General features: G+C 61.3%; 11 protein-coding genes. 8 read left to right on the top strand and 3 right to left on the bottom strand.

Annotated features, from left to right (window positions below; translation table 11 throughout):
• Positions 1 to 7 precede the first annotated feature (7 nt).
• The 6 genes from ACQPXH_RS25155 to ACQPXH_RS25130 all read left to right on the top strand — a co-directional run bounded on the left by ACQPXH_RS25155 (position 8) and on the right by ACQPXH_RS25130 (position 7,636).
• On the top strand, positions 8 to 2,494 hold the full coding sequence (locus ACQPXH_RS25155) for a hypothetical protein (protein WP_433598965.1): 2,487 nt from the start codon (positions 8 to 10) through the stop codon (positions 2,492 to 2,494).
• Positions 2,495 to 2,563: 69 nt separating this feature from the next.
• Positions 2,564 to 2,884 carry a CU044_2847 family protein gene (locus tag ACQPXH_RS25150; RefSeq protein ID WP_433603572.1) on the top strand — a complete coding sequence of 107 codons (321 nt, stop codon included), beginning with the start codon at positions 2,564 to 2,566 and terminating at the stop codon, positions 2,882 to 2,884.
• A 113-nt stretch (positions 2,885 to 2,997) separates the two neighbouring features.
• Positions 2,998 to 3,501: a hypothetical protein gene (locus ACQPXH_RS25145; protein ID WP_433598964.1), complete on the top strand. Its 504-nt coding sequence runs from the start codon at positions 2,998 to 3,000 to the stop codon at positions 3,499 to 3,501.
• A gap of 51 nt (positions 3,502 to 3,552) precedes the next feature.
• Entirely contained in the window at positions 3,553 to 5,298 is a 1,746-nt protein-coding gene (locus ACQPXH_RS25140) for an McrB family protein (protein WP_433598963.1), read from the top strand.
• Positions 5,299 to 5,359: 61 nt separating this feature from the next.
• The gene (locus tag ACQPXH_RS25135; protein ID WP_433598962.1) at positions 5,360 to 6,547 is read left to right on the top strand and encodes an McrC family protein; all 1,188 of its coding nucleotides are present in this window, start codon (positions 5,360 to 5,362) and stop codon (positions 6,545 to 6,547) included.
• 537 nt (positions 6,548 to 7,084) lie between these two features.
• Positions 7,085 to 7,636 carry a hypothetical protein gene (locus ACQPXH_RS25130; protein ID WP_433598961.1) on the top strand — a complete coding sequence of 184 codons (552 nt, stop codon included), beginning with the start codon at positions 7,085 to 7,087 and terminating at the stop codon, positions 7,634 to 7,636.
• Positions 7,637 to 7,711: 75 nt separating this feature from the next.
• Here the strand turns inward: ACQPXH_RS25130 and ACQPXH_RS25125 are convergent, their stop codons facing one another.
• From ACQPXH_RS25125 to ACQPXH_RS25115, 3 genes are all read right to left on the bottom strand, one after another.
• Positions 7,712 to 9,202 carry a WS/DGAT/MGAT family O-acyltransferase gene (locus tag ACQPXH_RS25125; RefSeq protein WP_433598960.1) on the bottom strand — a complete coding sequence of 497 codons (1,491 nt, stop codon included), beginning with the start codon at positions 9,200 to 9,202 and terminating at the stop codon, positions 7,712 to 7,714.
• A 476-nt stretch (positions 9,203 to 9,678) separates the two neighbouring features.
• Positions 9,679 to 10,932: an FAD-dependent monooxygenase gene (locus ACQPXH_RS25120; RefSeq protein ID WP_433598959.1), complete on the bottom strand. Its 1,254-nt coding sequence runs from the start codon at positions 10,930 to 10,932 to the stop codon at positions 9,679 to 9,681.
• 105 nt (positions 10,933 to 11,037) lie between these two features.
• Positions 11,038 to 11,391 carry a hypothetical protein gene (locus ACQPXH_RS25115; protein ID WP_433598958.1) on the bottom strand — a complete coding sequence of 118 codons (354 nt, stop codon included), beginning with the start codon at positions 11,389 to 11,391 and terminating at the stop codon, positions 11,038 to 11,040.
• A gap of 206 nt (positions 11,392 to 11,597) precedes the next feature.
• Here ACQPXH_RS25115 and ACQPXH_RS25110 point away from each other — a divergent pair, with 206 nt between their 5' ends.
• Positions 11,598 to 11,732 carry a hypothetical protein gene (locus tag ACQPXH_RS25110; protein ID WP_433598957.1) on the top strand — a complete coding sequence of 45 codons (135 nt, stop codon included), beginning with the start codon at positions 11,598 to 11,600 and terminating at the stop codon, positions 11,730 to 11,732.
• Between the two features lie 1,665 nt (positions 11,733 to 13,397).
• Complete coding sequence (locus tag ACQPXH_RS25105; RefSeq protein WP_433598956.1) at positions 13,398 to 13,631, top strand: hypothetical protein; 234 nt, start codon at positions 13,398 to 13,400, stop codon at positions 13,629 to 13,631.
• The last annotated feature ends 18 nt before the right edge of the window (positions 13,632 to 13,649 follow it).

The following is a 13,649-nucleotide window of genomic DNA, read 5'->3' as shown; positions in this document are numbered from 1 at the left end:
GGAGTCCTTGGTCACGGAGGCCGCCGAAACTGCGTGCGCGGTGGTGCGGGCAGCGCTGGATGGGAGCGGAGTCGCTGTCGGGCTCGGTGCATCAGCCTCATCGGCGCGCCTTCTGCTCGCCACCAAGAACCCACATGCAGGCTCCGGAGAATGTCTCGCGAGTATTCTGGCGAGATGTATTGCGTTCGGGATCGAAGTCCATCGTATCCGGCGGTTATCGACTGGCGAGGCCGATAATATCGCCAAGATTTTGTACAGCACTGCCTGGCTGAATTTCGAGCGTGGCCCGGTGTCGGAAGCGTCATGGGAGCAGATCGATGCCCGCTTTGATAGGCCAGAATTCGAGGCAATATTCGGTAAGAGTTTCGATCGAGGGCTCGTACTCAGTGCCAGCAGGGTACTGGAGCAGTCGGATCATCTTACTGCCACCGAGTTGGAGTCGATCTGGAACGAAGGTCGCGCTCCGATCAGCGCCGACGAGTTTTCTCGCCGCTATGGTGATAGAGCCGCTCAACTGGTGTCTGATGGTCGGCGTGATATCGATTGGTTCCATAGTTCGTTCCCATTGGGGATCCAACAGATATCGTCGGGGCTGGTCGCATTCGCTATGCGGCATCCGAAAATCTTTGGCGGAAATCCATGTGTCGTGATAAACGGGCACTGTTTGGCGCTGGCCGCCCGATTTCATAGTGATAGCGGAATCGGATCGTATCTCGTGGAACTCGGTTTGCAGGCCGATGGTCCTACAGTGCGTACCGTGCGGGAATGGATCATCGGAGCGGACAATCGGCCCGAAAAATGTCTCCCGGGGACGGTCCGGGGTGACGCCGCTTCAGGGCAGTTTCCCACAGCTGCTTCTGATATTCCGGTCAGCGCCTGGGCGAATTTAGTCCATTGCAGTGATGGCTATCTTGCGGGTCTATTGGAGACGATGCTGGTCCTGGGCGGAACGCTTCGAGGGCGGTTACCGCAGGAGCTTCAGGAATTCGGCTACAGTCGAGGAGAAGTTACCGAAATTCTATTTCGTGATCCGGTTGTCACGGTTCGAGGAGCCGAACGTCGTCTGACGGAGATCACTTGTGGCCAGAGTATCGATGAGTGCATCGAGTCGATCCGTAGGTTTTGTCCACCGGCATTCGGTCCCTTGAATGGTTTCGGAGGTGGTCTTTCGGCGCAGAAGTTCATGGATTGTGCGGCGGTCTTGTATTCGTTGCACGGGGACGTTTCCGAGTTCTCGCGGAGTACCGAGAAGATTTTTCCGGTAACAGAAGATCTGGATTACCCGGAAATCGGATCAGAGGACGAGTCGCTCGGGCTGGATGCGATAGCGGGTGGTTCACTCGGCGTATTATTACCGGCGGCGGGCACCGGTGGGCGATTCGGTGGCTACCACCTCGCCGAGTCCGATGTGCGACGGCATAAATCCCTCGCAAAAGTGTTCGAAGTGAACGGTCGATCGATGAGCGGGCTGGATATCAGAATCGCAAATTCAAGATATTGGATCGAGCGAACGGGCGGCGATATTCCGATCGTTGTCGCGGCTTCACACAATACCCGGCCTGGAATCGATGAATGGGTTTCGACTGTTCGCGCTGCGGAAATTTCTGTTCTGGACCTTCCAGCTATTCCCCGGTTCCGGGCCGATATATTCCGAGGCGGGGAGCACTCGATCGCGTCACAGGATTTCTTGTTAAGAAATTCTGATGGTACCCCGAACGGAAAGTCTGCAGGTCCGCTCGGGCTGATTATGCAGTTCGCCATCAATGGGCTATTGAGTGAGTGGGTGTCACGCGGGGTCGAATTCGTCGCTGTATGCAATTCCGATGACGTGGGATTTCGAATAGATCCGGCTCTAGTGGGCCTTCTCAAGCGGAACTCTGACATCGACGCCATACTGTCGGTTGTGCCGGTCGGATTCACCGGCTCGGTAAGCCGGAACGGTCGGGAAACTCTAATTCGCGGCGATATGTCCGGATGGTGTGTCGACAGTGAGGGACACGATGTCTCCGGCGATATGCTAGTCCTCAGTGAGACTTCTACGGAGAAGGGTGGGTATCTCGGGAGAGTCTTACGAAATTGTGTTACGCGAACCATTGTCGTCGAACATGCCGTAGTTTCGGATCGTATCGGTGAATTCCGTTACCTCAATACAAATCAATTCTATTTCCGAACGCGGTCTCTGGTCCAGGCGCTTGGCGGTGCCGAACGCGTTGATCAGCCGGAATCCTTGTCGACTGTTCGTGAGTCATTCCCAATTTATGCTGAGCGTAAATCTGTAGCGATCGGAGGGGATAGTGTAGATGCCGTACAACTTTATCAGCCGATCGGGGAAATACTGCGTGCTCTAACGAACGTGCTTCCGATCGTGACTTCTCGCGCTCCCCGTCCGAGTGCATTGAGCGGGTATATGCCCTTGAAATCCGTGAATGATGTAGCTTTCGCCCAGAATTATCTGAATATAGCAGCGGCGATCGGTGACGAGCTTATATGTTGATCGCACCGATCCAATAGACGGCGAAGTAGAACCACAACCCGAGGACAAATGATGAGTAAAGTCGTGACCATGCCCGTCGACGACGATACAACAATATATGTCGAGGTGGCCGATGATATCGGGGGGCCGCAGAAGGTGGGCCGCGTCGGTGACATCGTGCGCGATGCGGCAGAGAACCTGCAAGATGCCGTGGCGCGGATCAGACCTGCGGCGATGGCTGTCCTCAATGGCGTTCGTGAGATGGCGGTGCCCCCCGACAGCGTTTCCGTGGAGTTTGGAATCAAACTGACTGCCGAAGCTGGCGTAGTTATAGCGCGAGCGGCAAGTGAGGCAAATTTCAGTGTGACAGTCAGTTGGTCCACTCGGTCCACATCGAGTGGACATTCCTAGAGCAAGTCGGCGGTTGCGGTTGATCTGCGAGTCGTCGGCCCTGTCTGTGGCGACGTGTACGACTGTGGGTCGCGATCGCTCAGACCCCGTCGCTTGACTAGAGGCACCGGTGAATGGAAACGGACACCGCGAATGCACCGAACCGCGTATGGGCGATCGACTTTGAGCGATCGGACAAGAGTGCAGTTTGCCATCGCACGGGCGTCGATTTCCTGCAATTGGCCCTTCAGATCCGGGCGCGTCTCGGCGATCTGGGTGGCGACCTCGATGCTGGTCATGCCGCCGCCCACGATCAGCAAGGTCTCGTCCGCCCGCAGCTGGTTCAGGCGTTCCCGCAGCCGCAGCGCGGGCGTACGGCGTGGGCTTGTCGCCAAGCTTGTCCCACTTGGCGCCCGAGGTTTGATGGCGAGCCGCACGAACAACGCGATGCGCTCGGCGCCGACGAGCGGCCTGTTCAAGGTGGCGAAGAAGGCGCCGCCGCCGATGATGGTGGCGTCATCGGTGAGCAACCGCACCAACTCGTCGGTCCGGCCCCTTACTGCCGCGGTCAGGACTTCCTCCACGATCCGGCGGGCGGCGGCCTCGTCCACCTCGATGCGCGCGATCAGGCTGCATGACTACTGACTCTCATTGTGCGGCAGCCCCGTTCGGTCGGGTATAGATGCCTCATGAGTGAGTACACGACCAAGGGCCGAGCTGGCCTCGACGAGCTCGAAGCAGTGGGTCGTCGATTGATCGTCGATGGGTATGTGCGGGGTGGCTCGGTGCTGATGCCCGGTCGTTTGATCTGGTCGCGGGCTCATTTCGCCGAGCTGAAGGAGGTCTACGTCGATCGTCCGGACGTGAGTTCGGGTAAGGGCTTTTTCGAGAAGCTGACGGATCAGTTCAGCGATGCGAGCGACGGGGCGATCCAGCTGTTCGCTGAGCTGTTACTGACCAACGTGCTCCCGCTGTCGAACTACCTCGGTCGAACGAAGGCGTCCCATGTGCAGCAGGTGTTGAACATGATGACGGAGCCGGTCGCGGTTCCTGATGATGTCGTAGCGGCCGTGCAGGTCGGTGCCTTCAACGGCGGGACGGCTTTCGGTGTTCGGCGGTGGTCACAACTGCAACTTCTCATCTACTTCGGGCTGCACGTGCACTTGCTGAGCGATGCCGACCGCAGGACGCTCGCCGAGGATCCGTTGGCTTTCCGGGCGGCTTTGGCCGAGGTTCCGGATCCGAAGGAGCCCGTGCAGCGGGTCGCGTTGCAATACCTCGCTTTCCCGAAGTTCTTCCGGCCGATCGTCAACACGACGCACCGTCGGTTGATTCGAGATGCCTTCGCGTCCTACCTTTCCGGTTCTACGTCGAATGATGTCGACGTAGACCTCGACGAGATCAGTCGTGCGCTCGAGGCCGAGCAGAACGAGCCGATCGACTACTACAGTGCCCGGTGGAAGCCCATCTGGCAGCCGGCGACGTCTTCAGCCACCGCGGCCACCGATGACGTTATCGCCGAGGTAGGCGGCGGGCTGATTCCTGCGGCCACCGAATTCCAGATCGCGGATCCGGACCAGGAATTGGCGGATTCGTTGCACGTCGATCTCGACTGGCTTGTTCGGTGCGTGGACTTGCTTCGAGATCGGCCGCAGCTGATCTTTTACGGACCACCGGGCACCGGGAAGACCTACATTGCGAGGTCGCTGGCGCGACATATTGCTGGCCCGGGCAACTCCAGCAACGTCAAGATTGTGCAGTTCCATCCGGCGTACAGCTACGAGGACTTCTTCGAGGGTTTCCGGCCCACCTCGCAAGGCAACGGGCAGGTCGGCTTCGAACTCAAGTCCGGGCCCATGCGTCAGCTCAGCGAAAGTGCGCGCAAGCATCCTGATCAGCTGTTCGTGCTGATCATCGACGAGATCAATCGTGGCAACCTGGCCAAGATCTTCGGGGAGTTGTACTTCCTGCTCGAGTACCGCGACGAGGCGATCGATCTCATGTACTCGTCCCAGGGGGACGAACCCTTCTACTTGCCGCGCAACGTGCTTGTCATCGGAACGATGAACACCGCCGACCGCTCGATCGCGTTGGTGGACACGGCCATGCGTCGGCGGTTCGCGTTCGTTCCGCTGCACCCGCAGCAGGAGCCGACACGATCGATGCTGCGGCGGTGGCTCGCGGCCCGCAACTACCCGTCGAGGGTGGCGGACCTGCACGCCGCACTCAACGCCGCGATCGGTGATCCCGACTTCCAGATCGGTCCTTCGTACTTCATGCGCCCCGCAGTCCACAGCGAAGGGGGACTCGCACAAGTGTGGGAAACCGCGATCGTTCCGCTGCTCGAGGAGTTCCACTTCGGCGACCACGCTGTGGACATCACCGCCCGGTACGGTCTCGCGGCACTGGAGAAGGCCTTGGCCAGCGGTGAATGAACCGATAACCGTCATCCTGTCCGAGCGCCCACCATGTGGGTACGGCTGCAGAGGATGTCACTTGTGTCGGCCACGGCTGCGGTTGTCGCCCGACCTTGCCGCTGCGCTCGCCGCGACTTCGCTCGTCGCGGTCACACCGACCGTCGAGCCCGGGGTGTTCGCGCTGTCGGTGACCAGGAAGGTCGGCTCGGTCACCATCGGTAGCCTCACGGTCCGTGTCGAGCCGAAAACACCGATCAGCAACATACTGTGGATGATGGGCTACGCCAAGAACCCGTCCTGGTGGTCCCGACACACCACGGTGGTCGACACCGCCACCGACTTCGTCGAGGCACTCGCCGAAGCGTTCGCCGTCGCCACTGAAGGGGCGACATCGAAAGGTCTGCTGTCGGGCTACCGTGAGGTCGAGGAGGCCTCCGCGGTTCTGCGCGGTCGGCTCCGGGCGGGCGACCAGCTGACTCGACGATTCGGCCTTCCAGTCCCGGTGGAGGTCCGCTACGAGGAGTACGACGAAGATATCGCCGAGAATCAACTCCTATTGGCCGCCACCCTCGCACTTCTCGATACCGCAGGCATTTCAACTCGCCTGCGTACACGGTTGGCCCGAATCCGTCGAGCACTCGCCGATGTCACCGCACCAACTCGCGGCGCAGAACCTGACTGGGTGCTGAATCGGCTGAACAGTCGATACCACTGGGCACTTCACCTGGCGGAGTTGATCATCCAACACTGTTCGGTCGAGCACCGAATCGGTGGGGTCACCATCCGCGGATTCGTGGTCGACATGTGGAAGGTGTTCGAGGACTTCTTGATGACGGCTGCGAGCGAGGCGATTGCCCGCCGAGGCGGACAAGCGGTGCGCCCAGGAACGGACAGCAGCACGTGGCACCTCGACCGCGATGGCTCCATCACGATCGAGCCGGACCTGACCTGGCTCGATACGACCGGAAGACCGGTCACGGTGATCGACGCAAAATACAAGACACTCAACGCCGGAAACCTCGGCCCGAACGCCGACATGTACCAGCTCACCGCCTACTGCACAGCACTTCATCTCCGCACAGGTCATCTGATCTACGCGAAAGGTGAGGTCGAGCCCCGCACCGTCGCAATCATCGGCGCGGATATCACCATCCAATGCCACGCGCTCGAGCTGAGACTGCCTCCACGAGAGCTGCTGAACTCGATCGATGGGCTCATCGCCGAGACCGGCAACCACTCGGACCGCGCCTCTGTCGGCGGCGAGTGAAGAATCGCAGGATCCATGATTGCCCACCGCGTTCCGAGGCACGACGAGATCAGCGAGTGCGTGGTCTTGCTACTGCCCGGACTGCACGGGAGGCGGGCTGACAGTCCGTCGACAAACATCGGCCGATACATACGCGGTCACTGCTCCGGGCGGGCTGGTGTGCGTTGGGGCAAACATCATGCAGTGCACGCGGAAGCTGTCGAGTGCTGATGTATGGGTCGTCCGGAACGGATCGGTGTATTCGCTGTCAGGGGACGCTCGGCGACGGACCACCTGCCAATGGCCGAAAGATGTTGAGCGCCAGCGCTGGTGATGACTACGGCACGAACGTTCAGGAGTGTCACCACCGCCGAACGGACCCGCAACCGATCCGGGAGATGACATCGTGCGACGCATGATGTGATGCGCTACCGTATCCGTCCCTGATTCGTCTCCAGAGGGACTGGCACGTGTTCACTCGAGTCGACGTTCGGCAGGCGTACTGAGACGCGCTGAGGAGCAGTGACAAGGCGTCAGAACTTCGGAATGATTTGGGCCATGCGCAGCGAGTGGGTGGGGTTCTTCACGACGGTCGTAGGCATCGCCGGCGCGATCTTTGCGCTGTTGTTCGTCGGGCTCCAGCTTGGGCATGGGCGATGGTTTGATGATCCCCGGCGGAAGCTCGCAGCCGAATCGGCATTGACCGAGCTGGCCGCGCCTCTGTTCGTCGGCCTGATCGCAGTTATCCCTGGCAATCCGTGGAGGTTGGGTGCTGTCATCGTCGGATGCGTCGGGATATCGGTGCAGGCGAGATCGTGGCATGGCCATCTTCGGACGTTCTCTCAGCCACAGTACGACGTAAAGTACAGAGCCCCTGGGTCTTTCGATAAGTCGCAGGCGTGGCTCGGCTGGCTCAGCTTCGCCGTCTACGCGGGCTTGATTGTGGGAGGATTCCACCGCGTGACCTGGTGGCCGAATGGGCGAACAGCTCCGGTGTTCGGATTCGTGACCCAGGACTTTGGGCTGTATCTCATTGCTAGCCTGTGTATTTGGCTGGTCATGTCAGGCGTAACCGAAGCGTGGGCGCTGCTCGTTGCGAAGCCGAGGTAGCGCATCCACCACAAAGCCCCGGCGATTGCCAGGGCTGAGAGGTTCGAGCACGAGGGTTTGCCGGTGGGTGAGCTGTTATGGAGCTAGTTCGTCGAGTGCGTCTTGTAGGTAGGCGGCGATGTTCCAGACGTCGGGGATGGTGTCGGTGCAGGCGAGGATGCCGAAGTCGAGGTGGCCGTTGTAGGACATGACGGTGATGTTGAGTGGGCCTGAAAGGTCGGTGAGTACGGAGATGGGGTAGGTCCCGGTCACTCGAATTCCTGCGGCGTACAACGGTATCTGCGGACCGGGCACGTTGGACACGATCATGTTGGCCAGGGGGAGTGCGGGGGCGGCGACGCGTAGGAGCAGGCGGGTCGCCAGGCCGTGCAGGATCTGAGGTAGGGCCGCGGTGGCGTAGTGCAGCAAGGTCGGTGGGGTGGCTCGGAAGCGGTCTTTGGCGGCCAGCATCGCGGCGTGGGTGAGTTTCATGCGGTGTTGTGGGTCGGGTTCGCCGATCGGTAGTTCGCACAACATGATGGAGAATTGGTTGCCCGCGGTGCCGAGCTGCTCCTGGGTGCGCACCGATACCGGGATCGCGGCCACGGCGGGGTCGTCGGCTGCTGCGTCGTGGTCGTGTAGCCAGCGGCGAAATGCGGTGGTGCACAATGTCATTACCACATCGTTGATGGTGCCGCCGAAGCTGTTCTTGATCTGTTTGACGGTGTCGAGTGATAGCGAGGCGAAGGCGAAGGACCGGTCGGGGCCGTTGGGGTGATTGCCGGGCAGTGTGGGATTGGCTTTGGGTATGTCGGTGAGTGCGTTCGGCAGCATCGGTCCCAGGCGCAGCGGTATGCGCATCCGATCGGCTTGTCGGGTCATCGTGTGTGCGATGCCGCGGCCGAGTATTTCGGCGGGATTGGGTGTTCGTCCCAAGCGGAGCCCTTCGGGCGGTGGCGGTACGGGCTGGGATTCGGGCACGATATCGAAGACTGCCGCCATGACCTCGGCTCCGGACACGCCATCGATCAGTGCGTGGTGCACTTTGGTGTAGATGGCTTGGCGGCCTTGGGTCAACCCGGAGATCAGGTGGCATTCCCACAGCGGTCGATTTCGGTCCAGGGGTTGGGCGTGTAGGCGGGCGGCGAGATCGGCCAGCGCTACATCGGTCGAACCTTCGGGTAGGCGTGTATCGCGTACGTGATATCCGAGGTCGATGGTGTCGCAGTCTTCCCAGTAGGGGAGGTCGAGACCTAATGGGACGGTGCGTAATCGCCACCTCAGGGGTGCGACCAGATGTAGTCGGCTCGCAATCAACTGCCGCAGTATCGTGACGTTCAGCGGGCTACCTGTCGCGGGTGGCTCCAGCAGCGTCACCGCTCCGACGTGGAGCAGCATGCTGGGTGATTCGGCATCGAGGAGCACGACGTCGAGCGAGCTGAGTTGCCGAGATGGCCCGGTGTCGCCCGATAACGGAATTCTTCGGGACAGCGTTGCCGGGTCAGCGGATGTGTCGCTGCCGAGTTGGCCCGGTGTCATGATGCGGACGTTCAGGTGGCGGGCGGGTTTCAGGTCGGCGTGGGACATAAGGGTCTCCGCGTTGTCGCTGGGTTCAGGACAGATTGCCGATTCAGTTCAGCGTGCGGTTGATGGTGCCGCGACGCTTGTATGGTCTGTCGGAATCTGCGGGCGCTAGGAACCGATAGAGCCGCTGCGCTCTTGCGGTGACGCCGATGTCGTGTTTTAGACGCGTCATTGATTTTAGTGGTCGGTGGAGTGCTGTCGGCCGCGGTCATGTGCCCTGCACGTTAATTCTGTGCAAACGACTCCTCGAATGTTCACTCGGATGCCGGCGCTGCCGCACTCACTGCACCGTCGACCTCACGGTCTGCCAGAGTTCGTCGTGGTCCTGGGTCCTGCTGCATGCGGTGCTCGATCAAGCTGACGCTGAATCTGTTGCCGTGCAACATGATCGGACACAGTCAGTTCGACCCTGGTTTTGTCCGTTTCGGAATGCGACGGTCTTCCGGCGGCAGACCGGTTGACCCGGGCTTGTGCGGGGATCAGAACATCGACTGATCGGTCGGGATCGGTTCGGGTGGGCGCCGCGGCGAGGGCAGTGTCATCGCGAGTTCCCCCCGTCGGCCGGCCCGCCACCACCGCTGTCCGGAGTCGATGGCGCGCCGGATCTTGCGCACAGTGGGTACCTGTGTGAGCAGGTGTAGCTGATATCGCCACGGCATCTGCAGCCCGTGCCGAGCCGCCATCGCATAGGCGAACTGCACGGCGCTGCGGTCGAGATACCGGTCGGCGTGTTCGAACCACATCATGCTGGCACGGGCGGCGGCCTGTATCGGGCGCAGCGCGGCGCGCCCTTGCGCATCGTAGTTCTCCAGCGCGTCGGCGACCTCGGCATGTTCGTACAGGTTCTGCGCGAGTACGACGGCATCGACGATCGCCAACCGGGTGCCCGAACCGATGGTGAAGTGCGTCGTGTGCGCTGCATCGCCGAGCAGCACCACGTTGTCGTGATACCAGGTCGTGTTGGTTATCTCGGGAAAGCGGCTCCACCTTGCGAATTCGCCTCGTGTCTTGCTGATCAACGAGTGACCGTCGAGAAGGCGCGTGAAGATGTTCTCCAGAACACGCAGGTTCTCGAGGTTGTCCATGGCATCGAATCCCAGTCCGTGCCAAGTACGCGGTTGGCACTCAACGATGCAGGTGCTGATCTTTTCGGCAACCGATGGGTAGGCGTGGAACCAGATCCAACCGGCCGAGGTGTGTTCGAAGGCGAAGGTAAAACGGGAGAAGACCTTGTCGGTACCGAGCCAGATATATCGATTCTCGCCGAGTGTGACGGACGTGCCGAAACGGTGATTGCCCAGCTGCCGTACCCGGCTGTTCGCGCCGTCGGAGGCGACGATGAGATCGGTGTCGTCGAAGCCGGACAGATCGCGGACCTCTCGCCCGTGCTGGATATCGACGCCCAGGTCGCTCGCCCGGCGGGAAAGAACGTCGAGCAATGCCGCGCGTCCCATGCTGAACCCGTAGCCCCCGAAATGTGCGATCTGGTCGTCGCGCACATGGATTGCCTGTTCACGCCATAGGACCGACCCGGCGCGCACCGCCTGGGCGCTGTCGGGGTCATTCCGATACAGAATGTCGAGCAGGTCGTCCCAGTAGACGACGCCCCAGCCATAGGTGGACCCGGGGGGATCGCGGTCGATCACCGTGATGTCGTGGGCCGGGTCGCGCCGCTTCATCGAAATAGCGAAGTACAACCCGGCCGGCCCGCCACCGATACAAACAATCTTCATCTCGTCACCAGCGCCGGCCCGGGTTGGTCGAACCTGGCTTCACATGATCGGTACTGATGCAACCGAGCCCGGCACGCCGTGCGTGTCCGGGCTCGGTCACCGGCGCTAGAAGCTACCCCAGCCACCCCAGCCGAATGGGTTCCACCAACCGCCGCCGCCCCAACCCCAGCCGCCGCCGTGACCCCAGCCGCCGCCGCCCCAACCCCAGCCGCCGCCGTGACCCCAGCCGCCCCAACCCCAGCCGCCGCCGTGACCCCAACCGCCGCCGCCCCAACCCCAACCGCCGCCGTGACCCCAACCGGGGCTGTCGACGAGTTGGGTTGCGGACGTGGGCGTCGCTGCGCGCGCGGTAGGCGCTTGCGCCGCGGCTGCGACGACCGGAATCGCGGCAACTGCGGCTATACCGGCGGCCGTGGCCAACCGGGTGAACTTCGTATGTGAATTCTTTCTCTCAGTCATGATGGGCTCCGAATGCTGTCCCGACCTGCTCGGATTCTACGCGTTTTCACCGAACTCTAGAAGTCGTGGCATTGGCTCATCTACAATGCGCGCCCGTTCCGCACCGTTGCCCAATCCGAGGATGTCCGCGTAACCCGTGGCGGAGGGAACGGTCTGGCCGAAAAGCGGCGCCGCATGCGACATTCCACAACCCAGTGCTCGCGGTCGTGACCAAGTTCGTGGTTTTCGGCAGCGCTGCGGTCGGACTGTGGGCCGTGGGTTACCGCACGGTCGCGGTCGTCTTCGTCGCTGTCCTGGTAGCGAATCTGCTGGCGATCAGGTTCGGGCACCTGAGCTTGTGAGCACTTCACGTGATGCGTCGGCCGGCGCACGAGCCGAAACATCGATGCTGCCGGTCCTGTATCTCGCCACGACGGCGTTCACCGTCACTGGCCTCGACGGGCCGTCCCGCATGTGAACCGCCGAATTGGCAACTGACGAGGTCGGATTCAGCGATGTGGCAGTACGTGGAACGGGCCAGCGCGTCGTGGTGGCGAGTCTATCGATTTGCTGGTGCCCGCACGTTGTGTGTGTCGATACCGGAACTGTCCGGGGCGTTTGAGATTCATGATGTAGTGAGAGGCGCATGGCTGTAATTCGTGTGACGGTGCCGCAGGAGCTGGCTGAGGTAATAGCCGATTGGTCCCTTGCTACCGGCGACGGTGGCCCGGTGGCGAACCGAAAAATAGTTCGAACAATTAACTGGTACCCGTGCGAATCGAAATTTCGGATGCCGGGGTAGACCAAGAGGCAAGTTCCTGCGCGGGCGGGATCTGGTTCTCGGTTGACGGATATGCCACCGTCGGCTTCTGTGAACGCGCACGTCGTCGCTGGTCACCTGATCGCGAAGTCCAGTGGCAGTACGAGATGCGAGCATCTCGTACTGCCACTGCCTCGGTAATCACCCGTCTTATTCAGAGTCGCGGATCACTTGATTCATCGACCGGAATACTCATACGGATCGAACAGGTGCCATGGACATGCGCCGAACTGTCACCTATGCTCGGAGATAATCCGAGGTCGTCTATACGGCTGTCGGATACAAATACTGTCGGATATAAATATTCGAGTCCAAATCTCTTTTCGTAAGAAGGGGATATATCTATGGGCACAAGCACGCACAGGGCACGCCACCCACGTCGACAGAAGATGGTCTCGACTGTCGTGGCGGGAGCGGTTCCACTGGCGCTCGTGCTCGGGGGAACTGCGATCGCCAACGCCGGCGCTACGTCGGCCACAGTGACCCGGTCCGACTACTCACTGCCCGAGCCGCCTCCGCCGCATGAGCCTTCGCCCGATGAGCCTCTGCTCGAGCAGCAGCACCCCCAGCCGACCACTCCGGAGCAGACCCAGCCCGAGCAGCCGCCCGACCAGACCAAGCCCGACCGGCCGGCGCGGTGATTTGTGGGCCGAGGCGTCGAACGTACGTCCGTATCGGCCCACGGCAGCATCGCGAACTCGAAGCACGGGCACGCCTGCCGTTGAGCATCTGCGCGGTGGTACCGCCTTGCTTCTCGAGCTCGTAGCGTGCGGTGTCTCGATTGCCCAGCCGTCGTAGCGTGCCAAGGCTGCGGCGAATAGCGGAGCCGTGTCTCTCGCTGCCCGGAGACGTTCGATGACGCCAGGGCCAAGTCGAATGCTCGCTGTCGCTGACGGCCGCAGCATCATCATGGATGTGATCACGGTGACGAGATGTCGGGCGGGAAGCCATGTGGCTCGTCCGATGCGGCGGACTCTGTAGCGGCACCTCGGTGTTCACGGCAGCCTGCGGCCGGGCTGCCCGTGCCCCGGTATTCGGTTACCAATCGTTAAGGTTCCTGCAAGGCCGACTGGCGAGGATTAGTGCCCAAACCGTCGATCTACCAACGGATTACCGCACGTCCGCGACCGCTGGCCTGGCTGGCGGTCGCCGAGAGCACCGGCGAGAATCGGCAGTTGCACGTAATCACCGAAATCGGAGAACCCCAATGCATAACACCCGCTTCCGCGCCGCTGTGATCACCTTGGCCATCGCGGTAGCCGCCGGACTCGGTGTCACCTCTTGCGGCAAGACGGAACGCTGGTGCGAACGAGACCAGGACGATGTCGTAGTCGAAAACTGGCACTGCGAGCAGAACCTCGCGGGCTTCGAGTGGGAGCCCGACCACGACAAGCCGAAGACGAAGAAGAAGCCGAACAAGGCGAAGAAACAGACCAGATGATGAGGAGCGTCGACGAGC

The sequence above is a fragment of the Nocardia sp. CA-135953 genome (assembly GCF_050955735.1).
Lineage (GTDB): Bacteria > Actinomycetota > Actinomycetes > Mycobacteriales > Mycobacteriaceae > Nocardia.
The sequence above is the reverse complement of the archived record's forward strand: the minus strand, read 5'-3'. Positions and strand labels throughout refer to the sequence as shown.

What these genes read in the sequence shown, in the direction of transcription:
- ACQPXH_RS25150 (WP_433603572.1), top strand. Translation starts at nt 2,564, where the DNA reads ATGCCCGTCGACGACGATACAACAATATATGTCGAGGTGGCCGATGAT.
- ACQPXH_RS25145 (WP_433598964.1), top strand. Translation starts at nt 2,998, where the DNA reads ATGGAAACGGACACCGCGAATGCACCGAACCGCGTATGGGCGATCGAC.
- ACQPXH_RS25140 (WP_433598963.1), top strand. Translation starts at nt 3,553, where the DNA reads ATGAGTGAGTACACGACCAAGGGCCGAGCTGGCCTCGACGAGCTCGAA.
- ACQPXH_RS25130 (WP_433598961.1), top strand. Translation starts at nt 7,085, where the DNA reads ATGCGCAGCGAGTGGGTGGGGTTCTTCACGACGGTCGTAGGCATCGCC.
- ACQPXH_RS25125 (WP_433598960.1), bottom strand. Translation starts at nt 9,202, where the DNA reads ATGTCCCACGCCGACCTGAAACCCGCCCGCCACCTGAACGTCCGCATC.
- ACQPXH_RS25120 (WP_433598959.1), bottom strand. Translation starts at nt 10,932, where the DNA reads ATGAAGATTGTTTGTATCGGTGGCGGGCCGGCCGGGTTGTACTTCGCT.
- ACQPXH_RS25115 (WP_433598958.1), bottom strand. Translation starts at nt 11,391, where the DNA reads ATGACTGAGAGAAAGAATTCACATACGAAGTTCACCCGGTTGGCCACG.
- ACQPXH_RS25105 (WP_433598956.1), top strand. Translation starts at nt 13,398, where the DNA reads ATGCATAACACCCGCTTCCGCGCCGCTGTGATCACCTTGGCCATCGCG.